The organism is Pseudoleptotrichia sp., from assembly GCF_057270515.1.
On the sequence record NZ_DBHIXS010000006.1, the window covers coordinates 71,618 to 91,561 of the forward strand.

A 19,944-nucleotide genomic window follows, 5' to 3' on the forward strand; every position below is an offset into this window, starting at 1 on the left:
TTTAAAGAAGGGATTAAATAAATGAAATTAACTGTACCGAAGCAGTTTCAAGATTTTTTAAAGAGTATTGGATTATCAATTGAAAATATTCTTGAGCAGGCAGGAATACCGAATATTTTGTGGAAGGAAGAAATTCAGCTTTCTACTGAGGAATATTATTCGTTTTTAAAGAAAATTGACGAAGTTATTACAGATGAACAGATTTTAGCAATTAGTAATATTGATAATTTGAATGTATTTATTCCCTCATTTTTTGTGGCACTTTCTTCTAAAAATGGACTTGAAGGAATAAAACGACTGGCAAAATATAAAAAATTGATAGGACCTGTGTTTTTAGAGGTTAAAGAATTTGAAAAAATAGTGCAAATACAGTATTTTTTTGAACAAAGAGAAAAGGAATTACCACGTTTTGCAGTTTTAAATGAACAGCTCTTATTAATAAATTTATTATATAAAGGAATTGGTAAAAAGATAACTCCTATAAGTTTGACGAGTCCATTTGAATATGGAAAACTATTATCGAAAGAGATAAATATAGCTATAAGCAAAGGTACGCAAAATGAGATTGTTTTTAGTACGAAAGATTTGAAAAAACCGTTTTTGACTTCAAATAATATTATGTTAGACTATTTGGAACCACAATTAAAACAGAAATTGACAGAAACAGAAAAGGAAACATTTGAAACCTTTACGAGCAGAGTACAGAAAAAACTTTTTCAACTTATTCCCAGTGGAAAATTTGGACTGGAAAATATAGCGGAGGAATTTGGTATAAGTGGAAGAACAATTCAGAGAAATTTAGCAGCAGAAAATGCAAGTTTTAATCAGTTAGTTAAAGATGTCCAAAAAATAATGACATTAAATTATTTAGAATCAAAGGAACTCTCAATAAATGAAATTGCCTATTTAGTCGGATATACTGAAATTTCTTCATTTTATCGTGCATTTAAAAGCTGGACTGGAAAAACTGTATTGCAGTATCGGAAGGAGAAAAAGAATACAGATATTGAAAAAAAATCCTGTTGAGAAGTCCAATGTTATTATTAATATTTATTACAAAGGATAAAATTTCTTAATTATCTGTTTCAGGTAAAATAATTTTAATCGTCATATTTATTAGCTTGTTTCAGTTCAAATTCACAATCATACAGTTTTGAAATATTAGTATTTGTTTTGTTACTGCTATATAATATGATTCATAAAATTATAACGGCTATTATAAAAAACATATCTTTGACATAAGACCAATGTCGATTTAGATGATGAAGGAAACGGGACATACGAGAGAAGTAGAAAAAAATCATTCTACTGGTATAAAAAAGTTATAGAAACAAATGGAAATGATTTAGAAAATAATTAATACATAAAAATTAAGTTAAGAAAAATACTGTATGCAAATATATTTTGCATTGTATTGGGAATAATTTAGAAGTACACTTTTGATTAATAATAAAAATCAAAGTGTACTTTTTGGTTTCTTGACTTTAAATAGAAATAGGGATATAATTATTAAACAAAAATTAACAGATGAAAAGAGAAACAGTAAATAAAAAAAGGAGGAGAAAATTATAGAAAAAGAATTGAAATGGGCAGTTTTAGGAACGGGTATAATTGCTAATGAAATGGCACAGGCACTCGAAAAATGGGGAAAAGACTGTATGCTGTGGCAAACCGAACATATGAGAAAGCCATAAAATTGCTGAAAAATATGGGATAGAAAAAGTTTACGATAAAATAGAAGATATGTTTACTGAGGCTGTAATCGCCTGTGAGAAAGCTTATATTGAAATTATGGAATATCATAGAGCCGATAAGGCTAAAATAGTCTATACAGAAACGGGTAAAATAGATGAAATCAAAGAAGGAGTAACGTCATTTATGGTTTGTGATATAATATATCACAATTTTAAGGTTTATGAATGGTAAAATATAGAAATTTTATTAAAATAATAAAACTAAAATAATTAAAAATTAGAAAATATAAATATAAATAAGAACTTATAGTATGGAATAGGGAGAAATAAAAAATGAATAATACAAGAGAAACGAGTGGAATGATACAGAGAGCGGAACTGTAAAAGAACAACAATCTAAACCCTGAAAGTCAAATGGTAGTATGATAAAAAAGATTAGAGGAAAGATTTTTGTAACAGAGATATTTTTTGACCCCAATAGCGAAGATATCTTTCAAGATAAACTATTAAAGGTAGCAAAAGTGGAGTAAAAAGAATAAAAAGTAGATGATTTTTGTATATACCTTTTTCGTTCATTTCATATTTATTTATATGAAATAAAAAACTTGAGAATAAATAGGGAATTGAGAGTAGAAAAAAGAGCTTAAAAATGATATAATATTAACAAATGTTCATATAGAAAAATTTGAAGTTATGGAGGGAAAATGAGTGTTTTATTTGATGAGTTTAAGACTATTTGTTTATATTTAAATAAAGTTGGAATCACACCTACACTAATGGGTTCTTTAGGATTAGAATTTATATCAAAAGAGGATTGGGATCCATCAGATATTGATATTCATGTTCCGGGAGATCCAAGAGGCTGGGAAGCTCCAGACGAACTAAGGATTTATGATTGGGACAAAATAATGGCGGTTATGAAAGAATTGGGATATAATTTAATAGATGTTCATGAGCATGAATTTAAAAAAAATGGAGTTAGTGTAGAATATGGAACTATCGATTCATTATATGATTTTGCAGGTATTTCCGAATCAGATATAGAGCTTATTCAACTAAACGGAATAAAATTTCGTGTACCAAGTCTAAAACAGTTTTTAAACATTTATGAAGCATCATCAAAAGATTCATATAGAAACAATAATAATAACAATAAAGACTTTAAGAAGATTGCTTGGTTGAATAGTCATTTGTGTATGTTAGAATAAAAAAGAAGAGATATGGTAATGAGTAAATAAAGCTTAAAGAAAAGATAAACATCAAAATAAATACGCAAATAAAGAAAAAGAAATAAAAATTGATGAATTAATAGAGAATGAAAGTTTAAAGGAAGATTCTAAACGGTTTATAGAAAAATCTATAAATAAAGAATTTGTTGATTATGCCGGTGCGGAATTGGACAGTATACTACCCCCAACTTCACGTAGAAAGGGAGCAAGAGAGGCGAAAAAACAGACTGTATTACAGAAAATAAGAAATATAGTGGAAATTTTTATCAGAATTTAGATTTTAAATATTAAGATAAACAATATTATAATAAAAAATAGTCTAAAAAAATAAAATAAAAAATAATATAATTAATAAAAAACTTCTTGACTTGGAATTTAATTCAAATATTGTACTATAAAAATACAAATGAATAGTTTACAATATAAATAAAGATATAATCAAGATAACAAAAATACAGATAAAGAAAATTGATTATAATTGGAGATTTTAAAATGGAATATGTAAAATTAGGAAATTCAGGACTGGAAGTATCGAAAATATGTTTAGGATGTATGGGATTTGGAGACCCTGTAAACTGGCAGCATAAATGGATACTGGAAGAAGAGGAAAGCAGAAAAGTTATAAAACAGGCACTTGATATGGGGATAAACTTTTGAAGTTGCTAAAAAGAAATATGGTGAATACGAAGAAGCTGATAAACAGATTATATTGAGGGTGAAAGAGCTGGCAGAGAAATATGATGTGGAAAAATCAAATATTGCTCTTGCGTGGTTATTTTCAAAAAATACAGTACCAATTATAGGAGCTACAAAAAGTTCTCATTTAAATGCAGCAATAAATGCACTGGGCGTTAAATTAACAGATGAGGACATTGCTTATCTTGAAGAGATGTACATTCCTCATAAGATAGTGGGAGCTTTATAATAGGTACAATTTGATAGAAATTATTATTATAATAAAATAGTTAAACAATTAAGAGAAGTCTAAATAATAATATATAAAAAATCCCTTCAAAATTGCAATCAGAGTTTTACAGCAATATTTTATGAAGGGATTTTTTGTTGGTTTGGAATACTCATAAAAATAAATTATTGTAAAAAGATATTGTGAAGTATTTTAAAAATAAAAATTCCAAAAATTCCATAAGTATGTCTTTTTATGTTATCCTTATGATTTATTTTTTATTCTTTATCGGTGGTAATAAAGAACTCCCGTCTTTAGCACGTTCCCATAAAAATTCTCCTAAATCATATTTGTCCTCTCTTTCCAAATCCAGCTCCGTTTCAATCTCATTTTCCCTATTTTCAAGTATGAGAGTTCCTATATTATGATTTAAGATAACTGTTTTTCCAAGTGCTATAAACTCTGCCCAGCCTGTATCAAGAGCTTTAGCTATCTGTTCTCCGGTATATAGATTTCCTACTCCTATTAGAGGAAGTTTTCCGTCTATATGTTTATGAATTTGCTCTATAGCAGATTTTTCAGTATCTCCTCCACGATAAGCGTTTATGTAGAAATCGGGTAATGAAACATGCAGATATTGTAATGGTTTTTTTACAAGCTCATCAATCAATGCAAAAGTTTCAGTTAATGTAATTCCTTTATTTCTTGGCTCTTCCGGAGAAAAACGGTATCCTATTATAAATTTATCTGCATTATGCTTAGTTCTGGCTTCATTAACTGCATCTATAACAGCTAAAGGAAATTTCATCCTTTTTTCTATGCTACCACCCCATTCATCTGCCCTTGTGTTAGTTTGTTCTGAATAAAACTGCTGTATAAGGTATCTATTTGCCCCATGTATTTCCACTCCGTCAAATCCTGCCTGAATAGCTAAATCGGCAGCATTCCCGAATGCTTTTATAAGATTATGAATTTCTTCGGGAGTTATTTCCCTTGCTTTTGTTTTTTTGTCATAACTTGGAGCAATTATATCGTTATTATTTACATCAGGAAGTGCAAGCCTTCCTCCGTGATGTATCTGCAAAATTGCTTTTGTTCCCTGTTTATGTAAAATTTCTGTTACTTTTTTTAAAGCAGGTAAATGTTTTTCGCTGATAGCTTCGGGTTGTCTAGTAAATGCCTTTCCTCCGTCAGCGACTAAAGTGGCCTCTACTATAAACATTCCTATATTTTCTCCACGACGGCTCATAAATTTAAAATCTCTGTCTGAAAAAGTACCGTCTTCATTGGCAACAAACAGTGTCATAGGAGCTACCACAAGTCTATTTCTAATCTCTACCCCATTATTCAGTACATATTTTTCAAAAATTTTATCTGAATTCATTATACCACTCTCCTGTCTTTTTTATTTATATATATTTTATCATATTTACATATGATTTGGTATACAAAAAGTTTTTGACAGTTGCCTTTTTTATATTTAGATAAAGTTTAAATAAAAAAATTTCTGATTTGATTTTAGAGTAGATATAAAAACATAAACATAAAATATTAATATCAAACTTATTATATAACATTAAGAATATAAATATAACATTTATTTAATTAGTAAAATGAGTATATAAAACAAAAAATGAATAACGTATTCTAATAGTTTTATTACATATTTAAAAGAATTTTCAAATTTTATTGTAGTAATTTTAGATTGAGAATAAAAATTAAAAGCAAAGATTGAAATTAAAAATGGAAAAATTAGGAGGAAATATGAAAACAAAAATAACTTTAGCTTTATTTACAATGTTTTTAGTATTCAATGTTTCTTTTTCTTCTACAGTAAGAAACAGAAACAGAAGGAAAAATATTAAAAGTATAAAACAGCAGATAGTTGACACTTCATGGAAATTAGTCAAAATTTCGGATGATGACTTCAGTAAAAAAGGAATTACTTTAAAAATAACATCAAAAGGGTTAAGTGGAACGGCAGGAGTAAATAATTATTTTGGTACATACAAAATTAATGGTAATAAAATTTCCGTATCAAAATTAGGAGTAACAGGAATGCTGGGTTCCAATAAGAAAATGGAAGCAGAAGAAACTTATATCGATATTCTTGAAAATGTAAAAATAATAGAAATAAAAGGCAATAAATTGATATTAAAAACAGAATTGGAAGAAATCCTCACTTTTGTCAAAGACCTTGATGATGAAGTCATTCCATATAGTAAATAAATGCTTACAAAACAGGTAGCAATTATTTTAAAATATGACCTTAGAAACTAAATGAAAAAATAGAATTGTTCAAGGGTCATATTTTTTAATGGTTATTTTCTTGAATCGTTTTTTTGATAAATTATTTATTCTTTCTGAATAAATATCCATTTTTTGTGGAAATATTTATTTTGAGAAATATTTGTGAAAAGATTTATATAATGATTACAATAACGAAAATATGGTTATACAATACATATAAAATATATAAACTTGAAGTATATTGAAATAAATACAGTAAAATCAGGTATAAAGTTATCTAAAAAATCAAAATACTCCCTTGAATTCACATAGGAAAAATGATATAATCATTAAAATACAGAACAAATCAGAATGTTTAAATTATTTGAAAATCAGAAAAGAACGGAGTTATTGAAAATGAAAAAAGACTGGGAATTTGGTATAGCTCGACAGCTAATTACAAAAGAAGCAATTATGAACAGAGTTAGAGAGTTGGGAAAAGAAATTACAAATGATTTTAAAGATGATGATGCCCCTCTGGTAGTAGTAGGATTATTAAAAGGTTCAATAATTTTTATGGCTGACTTGGTCAGAGAAATAAAAATTCCTTTGGTAATGGATTTTATGGAAGTTTCGAGTTACGGGAACGGCTTTGAAACTACAAGGGAAGTAAAAATCCTGAAAGATTTGGAAAATTCAGTTCAGGGGAAAAATGTACTGGTAGTTGAAGATATAATAGACTCGGGACTTACTTTGAAAAAAATATTGAAACTATTGGGAGGACGAGGGCCTAAAAAAGTTTCTCTTTGCACACTGCTGGACAAAAAAGAAAGAAGAGAAGTAGACATAGACGTCCAATATGTAGGATTTGAAGTTCCTAATGAGTTCGTTCTGGGATACGGTCTTGATTTTAAGGAAGAATACAGAAATATTCCTTATGTAGCAGTTGCTGTTGAAGAATTATATAAATAAAAAGATTATATTTTGTATTAACACAAAGTATTAATACAAATAATTAGATATGTCAGATATGTGAATGATCAGAAAAAAATATCAGGAGAAAAATTGAATAAGAAAAAAAGTGTAAGAAAAAATAATATTGAAAAAAAACATAACGCCAAAAAGAAATATGGTCAGAATTTTTTAAATGACAGTCAATTATCCGATAAAATTTTAGAAGTTGCAGATATTAGGAAAGATACGGAAATAATCGAAATTGGACCGGGATTGGGATTTTTGACTGAAAAACTTGTAAATAAAAGTAAACATCTGACTGCTTTTGAGATAGACGATGATCTAATCCCGATACTTAATAGAAAATTTGGTAATAACAAAAATTTTTTGCTAATTCATAAGGATTTTCTTGAAGTAGACCTTGAAAAAATTCTTGAGAATAAGAAAAATATAAAAGTGGTGGCAAACATACCTTATTATATAACATCACCTATTATAAATAAGCTGATAAATTTTAGAAATAATATATCGGAGATTTATTTAATGGTACAAAAAGAAGTCGCAGAAAGGATTACTTCAAAGCCGCATAGTAAAAATATGAGCCTTTTGACTCACGCTGTCCAGTTTTATGGTGAAGCAGAATATCTTTTTACAGTTTCCAAGGAAAAATTTACCCCTGTTCCTAAAGTGGATTCGGCATTTTTAAAAATTATTTTACTGAAAGATAAAAAATATGAAAGTCAGATTTCCGAAATAAATTACTTCAAATATCTGAAAGCAGCATTTTCAAACAAAAGGAAAAGTCTGGGAAATAATCTCACGGAATTGGGCTTCAGCAAAGAAGTGATACAAAATGTACTTGAAAAAATAGGAAAAAGTAAATTGGCAAGAACAGAAGAATTTTCAGTTCAGGAATTTATTAATTTTATAAAATTGCTGGAAGATAAGACAGGAGAATAAATTGAAAAGTTGGGAATATATAATTCAGACAAAAAAAGAGCATATCGACTTTATAAATAAGATAGTCGAGGCTTACGAAGGTGTAGGAAATGTGAGGACACTGGATAATAAAAACGGACTTATAAAGATAATTACAAATTCTTATTTTTTAAATGATATGGATAATATTTTGGAAAGATTGGGAGAAAAAGATGTTTTTATAGAAGTCATTGAAAAAAGAGAATGGCTTGGTATTTTATAAATTGACATAAGAGTGTCAATTTTGAAAACAATATAAAATATGGTAAAATATCAGATATATAAGAAATAAATGTATAAAAAATAAACACAGAAACAGAAAAGAAATAAATTATAAAAACAAAAAATAAAAAACGATAAAAGTAAGTAAAAATAATATAAAATAATAAAAAAATAATATAAAATAATATAAAATAATAAAAATGATAAAAATAAATAATAGGCTATAATATAAAATTTAGGGACTTTCTCAATAAGATAGAAAAATAACCAAGATAGAAAAATAATCAAATTATAAGTTTGCATATTTTACTGTTTTCATAAAGCCAATAAAATGGTATCTAAAATATACAATAATTATATCAGTAAAACTATTTTTCTAACTTATGAGATCCCTCTAATTAACAAAATATAATAATCAAATTAGGAGATGAAAGATGAGCAAATATTTTGAAACAGTGAACTTCTGGCTTGAAAATCTATTGGATTCAAACGGAAATTATACTATTGAAAGTAATGAAAAAGGAAAATTTATAGAAATTACAATCAATGTAATAAAAGAAGATATAGGAAAAATAATCGGAAAAAATGGAAGAATAATAAGTTCGTTGAGAGTTTTAATCTCTTCTATCGCAAAAAAAGAGAAGAAGATTGTCAAAATCGAAGTTAAGGAGATGTAGTTTTACAAATGAAAAAAAGTTTCAAAGTAAGGACGTATTATTATGATACTGACCATATGGGTGTCGTCTATCATGCCAATTATCTGAAATGGATGGAAATCGCAAGGACAGAATATTTCAGAGATATACTGCCTTATAAGGAAATAGAAGATATGGGAATAATGATGCCTGTAAAATCTCTTAACATAGAATATATAAATTCAGTAAAATATGATCAGGATATTGAGATAATTATTGAATTAAAGGAAATAGACAGCATCAAAGTAAGATTTTTTTATGAGATATATGATGAAAATAATGTACTTAAGGCAACAGCCGAAACATTAAATGTAATGGTAGATAAATCCGGAAAGCTTAAAAGACTTCCGAAAGATATTTTAGCTATACTTAAAGGACAAAATTAAATATTTAAATTATAAATATACTAAAATAATTTTCGGAAGAGAGTTAGTTTAGTATAATTTTTATAAATGAGAGAAATATAAATGAAAGAAAGGAGAGAGGTTGTCTCATAAGGTAGAAAGAACATTCTAAACACAAATTGTATATATTTATCATTTTTATGAAATCAATAAAAATATCAACTCTCATTTTTTTAAATATATGATATTTATGTTGGTGAATTTATTTTGATTTATGAGATAATCCTTACTATTATGAAAATAGTTATAGGAAATGACCATGCAGGTGTAGATTTAAAATTAAAAATAGTAGAATTTTTAAGAAAAAAAGGACATGAAGTTACTAATATAGGGACTGATACCCTTGATTCCGTTGATTATCCTGATATAGCAAAAGAAGTTGCTCAAAAGGTATTGGATGGGGAAGCAAAATATGGGATATTAATTTGCGGTACAGGTATAGGCATTTCAATTTCTGCGAACAAAATAAAAGGAATAAGAGCAGCACTGGCTCATAATGAATTTACGGCAAGATTGTCCAGATTACATAATGATGCCAATATCATTGCGTTGGGAGCCAGAGTTTTAGGCGATGAGTTGGCAGCAGTATGTGTGGACACATTTATAAATACTGAATTTGAAGGTGGAAGACACGCAAAAAGAGTTGAAAAAATAGAAAAATAAAATAATAGGATATAACAGAAAATATAATATTTAGAATATTTAGGAGGAAAATATGTCAACAATATTTAAAAAAATAATAGACAAGGAAATCCCTGCAAATATAGTTTATGAAGATGATGATTTTTTGGCTTTTCATGATATAAATCCTGCGGCAAAGGTTCATGTACTTGTCATACCAAAAAAAGAAATCAGAAATCTTGATGCTGCTACAGAGGAAGATTTGGAATTACTAGGAAAACTACAACTGACAGTGGCAAAAGTAGCAAGAATATTAGGAATTAACGAGGACGGATACAGAGTTGTAACTAATATAAATAAAAACGGCGGTCAGGAAGTATATCATATTCATTATCATATATTAGGCGGAGAGCCTATGGGAATGAAAGTGAGATAAGAACTATTCTGAAAATTGAAAATAATTAGAAATATTAATAAGACACAGAAAAAATAATAAGTAAAAATAATAATGATTATACGTAAAATTAAATATACAATATGCAAGAACAAACAAGATATTAGGAGTATTAATGAAAAATATAGTAACAAGTCCTGATAATAAGTTTTATAAGTTGTTAAAAAAATTGGATAAGAAAAAATATAGGGATGAAAATAATATTTTCAAGACGGAGGGAGAAAAATTTTTGAATGAAAATATTAATTTCAATAAAATTATTATAAAAGATTCAAAATATGACTATTTCAATGAAAAGTACAATATTGAAGAATATAATAATGTTACAGTATTGAAAGATGACTTATTTGATGAGATTTCCACTCAGGAAAATAGTCAGGGGATAATATTCCTGTATTCTAAAAATCTGAATTCTATTAATGATATTTGTGGAGATGTGGTAATACTTGATGATATTCAGGATCCGGGAAATGTCGGTACAATAATGAGAACAATGGAAGCAGCTAATTTTAAAAATCTCATATTGACAAAAGGGTCTGTAGATGTTTACAATCCTAAGACAGTTAGGGCAACAATGGGAGGTATATTTAATTTAAATATAATTTATGAAACTCCCGAAAATATAGTGGAATTTTTAAAAGAAAAAAAATATTTGACTATTTCTACAGCATTACATGAAAATTCTGTTTCCTATAATGAAATAGATCAGAAAGAAAGAAATGCTTTTATATTTGGGAATGAGGGTGGAGGTGTATCCGATTATTTTATAGAAAATTCGGATATAAAGGCGATTATTCCCATTTATGGAAATATTGAGTCTTTGAATGTGAGTATTGCTGTAGGAATATTTTTGTATAAAATGAGAGAAAAACAGGAGGAAAAATGTTTAAAATAGGTTCACACGTAGGAATGAGCGGGAAAAAGATGTTTTTAGGTTCAGTGGAAGAAGCACTTTCATACGGAGCAAACACTTTTATGATATATACCGGGGCACCACAAAATACAAGAAGAAAGCCTATAGAAGAACTGAATATTGAAGCAGGATTGAAATTAATGGAGGAAAATAATATTTCTGTTGAGGATATTGTCGTTCACGCTCCTTATATAATAAATCTTGGAAATGCCGTAAAACTTGAAACTTTTGAAATCGCAGTACAGTTTTTGAGAACGGAAATAGAAAGAACCGACGCAATAGGTGCGCCGAGAATAGTTTTACATCCCGGAGCTCATGTAGGAGAAGGAGCAGAAGTTGGAATTGCCAAAATAATTGAAGGATTAAATGAAGTTTTGACAAAAGAACAGAAAACTACTGTAGCCCTTGAAACAATGGCCGGAAAAGGAAGTGAATGCGGCAGAAATTTTGAAGAAATCGCAAAAATAATAGACGGAGTAAAATTAAAAGATAAACTTTCCGTATGTTTTGATACATGTCATGTAAATGATGCAGGGTATGATATTGTAAATGATTTTGAAGGAGTAATGGAAGAATTTGATAAAATTGTGGGAATAGACAGAATATCGGTTATTCATCTGAATGACAGCAAAAATCCGAGAGGTGCCATGAAGGACAGACATGAAAATTTAGGATTTGGAACGATAGGATTTGAAACTTTGAATAAAATAGCTCATTATGAAAAATTTTCTCATTTGCCGAAAATACTTGAAACTCCATATGTAGCATTGACTCCCGAAAAGGGAGCAAAGACAGTACCGCCATATAAATTTGAAATAGAAATGCTGAAAAATAAGAAATTCGATAAAAATATACTTGAAAAAATACGAGAGCAGTAAAAATACAAAAAAGAAGATATATAATTTTCAACTATTTGTCGTAAGGTTTTCAAAGAATTAATTGACAAGGATTGGAAAAAATGATAGAATAATTTTTGTCATACTAGCCGGGGAGTTAGCGGTGCCCTATATCTACAACCCGCTTTAGTAGAGGTGATGTCGGACTTGCGGATAATTTCAGTATCAATGCCTTATATTGAGGATGTTGAGAAAATAGTCCTGTATTGTAGAGAAGCGGCGAATCGTGTCAGGTTGGGAACGAAGCAGCACTAAGTCGATTTCTTTAGGTTTATGGGGTCGCTATTTTTGAGTTTTTGATATAAGAAACAGATAGTGGAGTTTTTTCAAAAGTCCGATGTATGACTAAATATATTTGAAAAATACGTGATTAAGTATTTTGTGTAATACAGCAATTATAACATTTTAAAATTGTAACTATTTAAATATAGACATTATATACACAATAGCAGGAAATAATTTCATTGCTATTTATTTTTTATTATGAAATAGTATTAAGGAGTGGCTATGGATATTATTCAGTGGGATAATAAATCGGAAAGAGACAGGATTGAAAAAATAAAAGATATGGATAAAGAGTTTATATTTAATATAAATAAGGAAAAGCTTTTTATTCTGTGTTCAGAAAATAAGATATACGGATATGCAATAATCAGCTCGGAAAAAGATTCGGGACAAAATGCTGAGCTAAAAAAAATATTTATAATACCTAAATTGAGAAATAACGGATATGGGACTATACTCCTAAAATATCTTATAAACTGGCTTATAAATAATAATTTTGATATACTGACTGTGAAAAATCATAAGAAGATGAATAATTTCCTTGAAAAGCAGAGATTTATAAAAAATGAGAATGGTTATGTATTAAACAATCTAACTGAAAATAAAAAACAGGAAAAGAGTATGTTTTTTGTATCAAAATTTGCAATAGCAGTAAATATAATATTAGCATTTCTTAAAATTTTTACGGGAACTTTGTTTAAAAGCATTTCATTATTGGCAGACGGGATAAATTCACTGTCAGATTTGATTACAAATATTTTAGTAATAATAGGTTTGAAAGTAGGTTCAAACCCTGAAGATAAAAACCACCCCTATGGTCATGGAAAAATAGAATCGGTTTTCAGTGTCATAATCGGAACATTTATAATACTTACTGCTTTTAACCTTATTAAAGAAAATGTAATAAATTTATTTAACGCAGAAAACAAAATTATAACGGACATTATTCCCGTAGTGATAACAGTGATTGCCATTATAATAAAAATTTTTCAACTGATATTTATGAAATATAAAACAAAGGATTACAGAGGTCAGCTCATAAATTCCCTGCTGAAAGACTATAAAACTGATATAGTCATATCATCTTCGGTACTTTTAGGGATTTTGCTGTCGAGAATAAATCCTATATCTGATGTTCTTGTCGGTATTGCCGTTGCTTTATATATCATAAGGGAAGGCTATAAACTTATCAAGGAAAATGCCCTTATACTTCTTGATTCTCAGAATGAAGAATTACTGGAAAATATAAAAAAAGACTTTTCAGAGTTTGAAGAAATAGAAAATGCTCATGATTTCAGGATGACTACCTCAGGAAAAGATGTGTATATCACTGCCGATGTGAGAGTAAATAAGCTTATGACGGTAGATGAAGCTCATGAAATTACTAATAAGATATCAAAATTTATAAAACATAAATATAAAAACATAAAAAGAATAATGATACATCTGGAACCTTTATATGATGATTAATAAAAGATATGTCTAAATTTTATAAATCAAATTAAATTCTACATTGATTTTTATTTTATAATGTGTTAGTATATTTAAAATAAGAAACAAATAAATGTGAAAATGAAAGGAGAATTTAAGGTATATGGATGAATACAAAAATTTGGAAGAAGCCGAATTGGAAGAAATAAAAGTTGAAGAAACAGGTAGCGGATTTCAAAATGAACAGGATTTCTCACAGGAACCAAAAACGGGAGGAACGGAAAACGGAACACAAGGAGAAGAGGATTTTACTGTAATGAGTGTAAGAGCAGAAAAAATATCAAAAAATAAAAGAAAATATAATAAGATAGTGTACTGTTTATTAGCGTGGTTTTTAGGATTATGGGGAGTTCATTCTTTCTATGCGGGAAAAACATTACAGGGAATTATATTTATATTAACTACAATAATAGCTTTTATATTATCTTTCATTTATATAGGTGTATTTATTATGTTTATAGAAGGAGCTATATGTATTATCCAAATTATATTAGCAGTGATGAAATCTTCCGATGAAAATGGAAATATTTCATAATTTTAGTAATCATAATTTAAAAAAAGAGTTTGCTTTACTCTTTTTTTTATTACTCAATTATGATATAATTTATTTAATAAATCAGTAAAATATAACTTTCTAATAAAAGAATGATCTCAAGGTTTTAAGTTTAAAATTCAGGGATAAAAAGTTTAATATAAATAATTAAGAACAGGAAAGAAAAGGAAGGCATACAAAATGAGTATTTTAGATGAATTAAACAGTGAACAGAGAAAAGCGGCAGAAAAAGTTGAAGGACCTATCTTAATATTGGCAGGTGCAGGAAGCGGGAAAACAAGAACTGTTACATACAGAATAGCTCATATGATAAGGGAAAAAGGAATTTCCCCTTTAAATATCCTTGCCCTGACATTTACAAATAAGGCTGCAAGAGAAATGAAAGAAAGAGCCGAAGCATTAGTTGGAGCTGATTCTCACAATCTTGTAGTTTCGACATTTCATTCTTTTGCAGTGAGATTATTGAAAACTTATTCTGAAAGGATAGGTTATGGGAGAAATTTCAACATATACGATGTAGATGACCAGAAAAGTATAATTGGAAAGATAAAAAGAGATTTAAATGCAGGAAATGATGATTTTACTCCGGGAAGAATAGCAGGAAAGATAAGTAAACTGAAAGAGCAGGGGATAGGACCTGAACAGCTTGAAAAAGAACTGGATTTGAAACTTCCTGCAAACAAATTTTTTTATGAAATATATAAACAGTATAATGAAGTTCTGAAAGCAAATAATGCAATGGATTTTTCGGATTTGCTGCTGAATGCGAGAAAGTTACTGAATGATTCATATGTTCTTGAAAGAGTACAGGATAGATATAGATATATTGTCGTAGACGAATATCAGGATACAAATGATATTCAATATGAGATAATAAGTATAATCGCTTCAAAATATAAAAATATATGTGTAGTCGGAGATGAGGACCAAAGTATATATGCTTTCAGAGGAGCGAATATAAATAACATATTGAACTTTGAAAGGGACTATCCCGATGCCTTTGTAGTAAAACTTGAGAGAAATTACAGATCTACAAAGAGAATACTCGCTGTTGCCAATGAAGTAATAAAAAATAATAAAAGCTCCAAGGGGAAAAAACTTTGGACTGACGGAGATGAAGGTGAAAAAATAAAAGTATTTAATGCTGAAAATGTCTATGATGAAGCTGAATATATAGTAGAGAATATAAAAGCCAAATCAAAGGGCGGAAAATACTATAAAGATATGACTATTTTATACAGAACTAATGCGCAGTCGAGAGTTTTGGAAGAAAAACTTTTGGCAGCAAATATCCCTTATAAAATCTATGGCGGTATGCAGTTCTTTCAAAGAAAAGAAATTAAGGATATTCTTGCATATTTGAGTTTGCTTAATAATAAAAATGATAATCATAATTTTTTAAGAATTATAAATGTTCCTAAACGTTCCATAGGAGATAAAACCCTCGAAAAAATAGCTCAACTGGCTCAGGAAAAAGGACTGTCAATGTTAGATGCATTAAAATTTATAAATGAAGTGCCTGAAATTAGGTCAGGAGTAAGGGAAACTCTTACAAATTTTTATAAAATGATGCAGGAAATATATGAAAGCCTTGATGAATTGTCAGTAAAAGAAGTTTTTGATGAAGTGATGTCCAAAACAAAATATATTGATTTTATAGAAGACAATAAAGAAGACAGGGTAAAAAACATTGAAGAACTTTTAAACAGTATAACCGAAGCACAGAAACAGAATGAAGGTCTTTCACTGGGAGAATATCTAGATATGGTGTCATTAAGCACATCTACCGATGATATGGAAGACGAAGAAAATTTTGTGAAACTGATGACAGTACACAGTTCCAAAGGACTTGAGTTTGATTATGTATTTATTGCAGGAATGGAAGACGGGCTTTTTCCGTCATGTAATTTTGAAACTCCTGAAGAAGATATAGAAGAGGAAAGACGACTGTGCTATGTCGCCGTAACAAGAGCTAAAAAAGAGCTGTTTATATCCCATGTTTCCGAAAGAATGGTTTGGGGACAGATGAATTTTATGATAAAGCCTTCCAGATTTATCTATGAAATGAAACAGGATAATCTCGAATATTTATCTGAAAAATTTTCTAAATTCACAAAAAAAATGGAAAAAAGTACGGTTATAGACAGTAAAAGAAAAACAAAAATAGAAAATTTCAATCCTTTTGCCATAAAATCCGTAAGGACGCAGGATTTGAAGCACAGACATGATCTGAAATACAAAGTCGGAGATAAAGTAACTCATATAAAATTTGGAAAAGGAAAAATAAAAAGTATGGACAGTAAGAGTATGACAGTCGATTTTGCAGTGGGAGAAAAAAAAATAGCTTTAGTATTGGTGAAAAAGATTTTGAAAGATGAATAAAAGAAATCGGAGGCAATAAATGAAAAGAAAAACTATAAAAAATGAAGTAGAAATAAGTGGAATAGGACTTCATAAAGGGCAGGAAATAAAACTTACTTTAAAGCCTAACGAAGATAACGGCGAAATAGACAGGGGAATTATTTTTAAAAGAATTGACATTACCGATAAAGATAATGTTATAAAAGTCGACTACAGAAATCTGTTTGATCTTGAAAGAGGCACAAATATAAGAAATAAGGATGAAGTAAAAGTTCATACAATAGAACATTTTATGTCGGCCCTTTCTGTTTCAGGAATTACTGATATATTAGTAGAAATAAATGGAAATGAGCTGCCTATACTCGACGGAAGTTCCATACAGTTTATGGAAAAGCTGAAAGAAGCAGGAATAAAAGAGCTTGAAAGTGAAATAGAGCCTATTGTAATAAAGGAACCTGTAATATTTAGTCAGGAAAAAGACGGGAAACATGTAATAGCTTTACCATATGATGATTTTAAAATATCCTATACTATAGATTTTAATCATAGTTTTTTAAAATCCCAGTATTTTGAAATAAATGTAAATCTTGAAGAATATATTGAAAAAATATCAAGATGCAGAACATTTGCTTTTGATTATGAAATAGATTTTCTGAAAAAAAACAATCTGGCACTTGGAGGAAGTCTTGAAAATGCTATAGTCATTGGGAAAGACGGACCTCTAAATCCTGAAGGACTTAGATATCCTGATGAATTTGTAAGACATAAGATACTGGATATTATAGGAGATCTTTACGTGCTTGGAAGACCGATAAAAGCACATATAATAGCTATAAAAGCGGGGCATTTTGTAAATGCAAAATTGACAGAACTTATTGCAAAGAAATATTTATAGGATACGGAAAAGATAAATAAAAAAAATAGATTATTGACTTTTACAATGGATAAAGTTTATAATACGGTAAATGATAAATTATATAAATTTTTAGGAGGATAAAATATATATGGAACCAGTAATGACAATAGAAGATATCATGAAAATATTGCCGCACAGATATCCATTTTTATTAGTAGACAGAGTAGTGGAAAAAAATGGAACGGATACATTAGTAGCAATAAAAAATGTAACTATGAATGAAGAATTTTTTAATGGGCATTTCCCCAAAAAACCTGTTATGCCGGGAGTTCTACAAGTAGAAGCAATGGCTCAGGCAGTTGGGCTCTTAATGTTGGAGCCGGGGAAAATACCTCTATTTATGTCGATAGATAAATGTAAATTCAGAAAAGGAGTAGTTCCCGGAGACCAGTTAAGAATAGAAGTGGAGAAAATAAAAGTAAAAAGAAATTTTATAGTTGCCAAAGGAAGATGTACTGTAGACGGAATAGTTACATGTGAAGCTGATTTGATGTTTGCAATACAGGAATTGTAATTTAACAGAATAAAATTATAGGAGAGGTATAATTATGAGTAGAAATAATATACATCCGACGGCAATAGTAGCTGAAGAAGCTAAGCTTGGAGAGAATATAACTGTGGGAGCATATTCGATTATAGGACCTGAAGTAGTAATAGGAAACGGAACAACTGTAGAATCCCATGTTGTCATAGAAGGAGAAACAACAATAGGAGAAAATAACTACATATTTTCTTTTGTTTCTATAGGAAAAGTACCTCAGGATTTAAAATTTAAAGGTGAAAAAACGAGAGTTGTAATCGGAAATAACAATAAAATAAGAGAATTTGTTACTATCCATAGAGGAACGGACGATAAATACGAAACAAGAATTGGAAACAATTGTCTAATAATGGCGTATGTACATATAGCCCATGACTGTATTATAGGGGATAACTGTGTATTAGCCAATGCAGCGACTTTTGCAGGTCATGTGGAAGTAGAAGATTATGCAGTAGTCGGCGGACTTACAGCTATACATCAGTTTACGAGAGTAGGCAGACACGCCATGATAGGAGGCTGTTCGGCAGTAACTCAAGATGTAGTTCCTTATATGCTTTCCGAGGGAAATAAAGCAAGAGCAGTATATATAAATATTGTGGGACTTCAAAGAAGAGGATTTTCAGAAGAACAGATAAAGACTTTAAGAGAAGTCTATAAAATTATTTTCAAGAAAAAACTGAAACTCGAAGAAGCATTACAGATACTTGAAAGAGATTACAGCCATTTTGATGAGGCGATGAAAGTAGTAGAATTTATAAGAAAAAGTAAAAGAGGAATTACGAGATAATGAATAAAGTAGGATTAATAGCCGGAAACGGCAAATTACCTGAATTATTTCTAAAACAGTGTGAAAAAAACGGAATAGAATTGTTTTCCGTCTATTTGTTTGACAGTGTAGAAAACAGCATAAAAAATTGTAGTAATTCAGTGAAATATAGTGTAGCACAGCCGGGAAAGATAATTTCTTATTTTAAAAGAAACGGACTTTCTCATGTTATTATGCTTGGAAAAGTTGAAAAAGACCTTATTTTTTCAAATCTGAAATTTGATTTTACTGCTACAAAAATTCTACTTTCTGCAAGAAATAAAAAAGACAAGAATATATTGAAAGCAATTATAAATTATATAGAGGGTGAAGGATTAACTGTTTTACCTCAAAATTATCTTTTGGAAGATTATATGGTAAAGCCTACGGTTTATACTAAAATTTTTCCGTCAGAAAATGAGGAAAAAACTATAAAGATAGGAATAGAAGCTGCGAGAATGCTTACCGATATTGATGCGGGACAGACTGTTGTTGTAAAAAATGAGGCAGTTATTGCACTTGAGGGGTTAGAAGGAACCGACAAGGCGATATTAAGAGGGGGAGAGCTTGCAGGAAAAGACTGTATCGTTGTCAAAATGGCAAGGAAAAATCAGGATTATAGAATAGATATTCCTACTATAGGTCTTGAAACTCTAAAAAAAGTCGTTGAGATAAAAGCAAGAGGAATAATAGTTGAAGCAGAGAAAATGCTTTTTATAGACCAAAACGAAGTTATAAATTATGCAAATAAAAATAAGATTTTTATTAAAGGAATTAGCATAAAAGATTAGCAAGAATT

The 19,944-nt window shown here is 29.0% G+C and carries 24 protein-coding genes, 1 other RNA gene and 1 pseudogene; 25 read left to right on the plus strand and 1 reads right to left on the minus strand.

What is annotated here, in order from left to right:
• The first annotated feature begins 21 nt into the window (after positions 1-21).
• The 7 genes and pseudogenes from ACO5J6_RS06095 (at position 22) to ACO5J6_RS06125 (ending at position 3,848) form a co-directional block, all read left to right on the plus strand.
• Positions 22-1,026, plus strand: a complete 1,005-nt coding sequence (locus ACO5J6_RS06095; RefSeq protein WP_485642736.1) for a helix-turn-helix domain-containing protein — start codon at positions 22-24, stop codon at positions 1,024-1,026.
• A 717-nt stretch (positions 1,027-1,743) separates the two neighbouring features.
• On the plus strand, positions 1,744-1,926 hold the full coding sequence (locus ACO5J6_RS06100) for a hypothetical protein (RefSeq protein ID WP_485642737.1): 183 nt from the start codon (positions 1,744-1,746) through the stop codon (positions 1,924-1,926).
• Positions 1,927-2,116: 190 nt separating this feature from the next.
• A complete protein-coding gene (locus ACO5J6_RS06105) occupies positions 2,117-2,224 on the plus strand; it encodes a hypothetical protein (RefSeq protein ID WP_485642738.1) in 108 nt (35 codons plus the stop codon).
• Positions 2,225-2,398: 174 nt separating this feature from the next.
• Positions 2,399-2,902: a hypothetical protein gene (locus tag ACO5J6_RS06110; RefSeq protein ID WP_485642739.1), complete on the plus strand. Its 504-nt coding sequence runs from the start codon at positions 2,399-2,401 to the stop codon at positions 2,900-2,902.
• Between the two features lie 64 nt (positions 2,903-2,966).
• Positions 2,967-3,200: pseudogene (locus tag ACO5J6_RS06115) on the plus strand (type I restriction endonuclease subunit R, EcoR124 family); the annotation flags it as partial.
• A 215-nt stretch (positions 3,201-3,415) separates the two neighbouring features.
• Positions 3,416-3,580 (plus strand): hypothetical protein, encoded by a 165-nt coding sequence (locus ACO5J6_RS06120; RefSeq protein ID WP_485642740.1) that lies wholly within the window; start codon positions 3,416-3,418, stop codon positions 3,578-3,580.
• Between the two features lie 58 nt (positions 3,581-3,638).
• Positions 3,639-3,848: an aldo/keto reductase gene (locus ACO5J6_RS06125; RefSeq protein ID WP_485642741.1), complete on the plus strand. Its 210-nt coding sequence runs from the start codon at positions 3,639-3,641 to the stop codon at positions 3,846-3,848.
• A 250-nt stretch (positions 3,849-4,098) separates the two neighbouring features.
• On the opposite strand, the gene ACO5J6_RS06130 is transcribed toward ACO5J6_RS06125, so the two are convergent.
• On the minus strand, positions 4,099-5,211 hold the full coding sequence (locus tag ACO5J6_RS06130; RefSeq protein WP_485642742.1) for an NADH-dependent flavin oxidoreductase: 1,113 nt from the start codon (positions 5,209-5,211) through the stop codon (positions 4,099-4,101).
• Positions 5,212-5,591: 380 nt separating this feature from the next.
• Between ACO5J6_RS06130 and ACO5J6_RS06135 the strand changes: the two genes are divergently transcribed.
• From ACO5J6_RS06135 to ACO5J6_RS06220, 18 genes are all read left to right on the plus strand, one after another.
• Complete coding sequence (locus tag ACO5J6_RS06135; RefSeq protein ID WP_485642743.1) at positions 5,592-6,056, plus strand: META domain-containing protein; 465 nt, start codon at positions 5,592-5,594, stop codon at positions 6,054-6,056.
• Between the two features lie 417 nt (positions 6,057-6,473).
• The gene (gene hpt, locus ACO5J6_RS06140; protein WP_485642744.1) at positions 6,474-7,028 is read left to right on the plus strand and encodes a hypoxanthine phosphoribosyltransferase; all 555 of its coding nucleotides are present in this window, start codon (positions 6,474-6,476) and stop codon (positions 7,026-7,028) included.
• Positions 7,029-7,154: 126 nt separating this feature from the next.
• Entirely contained in the window at positions 7,155-7,970 is an 816-nt protein-coding gene (gene rsmA / locus ACO5J6_RS06145; protein ID WP_485642851.1) for a 16S rRNA (adenine(1518)-N(6)/adenine(1519)-N(6))-dimethyltransferase RsmA, read from the plus strand.
• A 1-nt stretch (position 7,971) separates the two neighbouring features.
• Positions 7,972-8,211, plus strand: a complete 240-nt coding sequence (locus tag ACO5J6_RS06150) for a DUF4911 domain-containing protein (RefSeq protein WP_485642745.1) — start codon at positions 7,972-7,974, stop codon at positions 8,209-8,211.
• Positions 8,212-8,644: 433 nt separating this feature from the next.
• Entirely contained in the window at positions 8,645-8,887 is a 243-nt protein-coding gene (locus ACO5J6_RS06155) for a KH domain-containing protein (protein ID WP_485642746.1), read from the plus strand.
• A gap of 8 nt (positions 8,888-8,895) precedes the next feature.
• Entirely contained in the window at positions 8,896-9,291 is a 396-nt protein-coding gene (locus tag ACO5J6_RS06160; RefSeq protein WP_485642747.1) for an acyl-CoA thioesterase, read from the plus strand.
• A 252-nt stretch (positions 9,292-9,543) separates the two neighbouring features.
• On the plus strand, positions 9,544-9,972 hold the full coding sequence (gene rpiB, locus ACO5J6_RS06165) for a ribose 5-phosphate isomerase B (RefSeq protein ID WP_485642748.1): 429 nt from the start codon (positions 9,544-9,546) through the stop codon (positions 9,970-9,972).
• 52 nt (positions 9,973-10,024) lie between these two features.
• Complete coding sequence (locus ACO5J6_RS06170; protein WP_485642749.1) at positions 10,025-10,366, plus strand: histidine triad nucleotide-binding protein; 342 nt, start codon at positions 10,025-10,027, stop codon at positions 10,364-10,366.
• 133 nt (positions 10,367-10,499) lie between these two features.
• Positions 10,500-11,279: a TrmH family RNA methyltransferase gene (locus ACO5J6_RS06175; protein ID WP_485642751.1), complete on the plus strand. Its 780-nt coding sequence runs from the start codon at positions 10,500-10,502 to the stop codon at positions 11,277-11,279.
• Entirely contained in the window at positions 11,267-12,175 is a 909-nt protein-coding gene (locus ACO5J6_RS06180) for a deoxyribonuclease IV (protein WP_485642753.1), read from the plus strand. The genes ACO5J6_RS06175 and ACO5J6_RS06180 overlap by 13 nt, the downstream gene beginning before the upstream one ends.
• Before the next feature lie 98 nt (positions 12,176-12,273).
• Positions 12,274-12,538, plus strand: an RNA gene (gene ffs / locus ACO5J6_RS06185) — signal recognition particle sRNA large type.
• Between the two features lie 162 nt (positions 12,539-12,700).
• A complete protein-coding gene (locus tag ACO5J6_RS06190; RefSeq protein ID WP_485642755.1) occupies positions 12,701-13,948 on the plus strand; it encodes a GNAT family N-acetyltransferase in 1,248 nt (415 codons plus the stop codon).
• A 124-nt stretch (positions 13,949-14,072) separates the two neighbouring features.
• Positions 14,073-14,504, plus strand: coding sequence for a TM2 domain-containing protein (locus ACO5J6_RS06195; protein ID WP_485642756.1), 432 nt, complete (start codon positions 14,073-14,075; stop codon positions 14,502-14,504).
• 198 nt (positions 14,505-14,702) lie between these two features.
• Entirely contained in the window at positions 14,703-16,904 is a 2,202-nt protein-coding gene (locus ACO5J6_RS06200) for an ATP-dependent helicase (protein WP_485642758.1), read from the plus strand.
• A 19-nt stretch (positions 16,905-16,923) separates the two neighbouring features.
• Positions 16,924-17,778, plus strand: a complete 855-nt coding sequence (gene lpxC, locus ACO5J6_RS06205) for a UDP-3-O-acyl-N-acetylglucosamine deacetylase (RefSeq protein WP_485642759.1) — start codon at positions 16,924-16,926, stop codon at positions 17,776-17,778.
• A 109-nt stretch (positions 17,779-17,887) separates the two neighbouring features.
• Positions 17,888-18,313, plus strand: coding sequence for a 3-hydroxyacyl-ACP dehydratase FabZ (fabZ, locus tag ACO5J6_RS06210; protein ID WP_485642761.1), 426 nt, complete (start codon positions 17,888-17,890; stop codon positions 18,311-18,313).
• Between the two features lie 34 nt (positions 18,314-18,347).
• Entirely contained in the window at positions 18,348-19,127 is a 780-nt protein-coding gene (gene lpxA, locus ACO5J6_RS06215) for an acyl-ACP--UDP-N-acetylglucosamine O-acyltransferase (protein WP_485642763.1), read from the plus strand.
• Positions 19,127-19,936 (plus strand): LpxI family protein, encoded by an 810-nt coding sequence (locus ACO5J6_RS06220; RefSeq protein WP_485642764.1) that lies wholly within the window; start codon positions 19,127-19,129, stop codon positions 19,934-19,936. The genes lpxA and ACO5J6_RS06220 overlap by 1 nt, the downstream gene beginning before the upstream one ends.
• Positions 19,937-19,944: the final 8 nt, after the last annotated feature.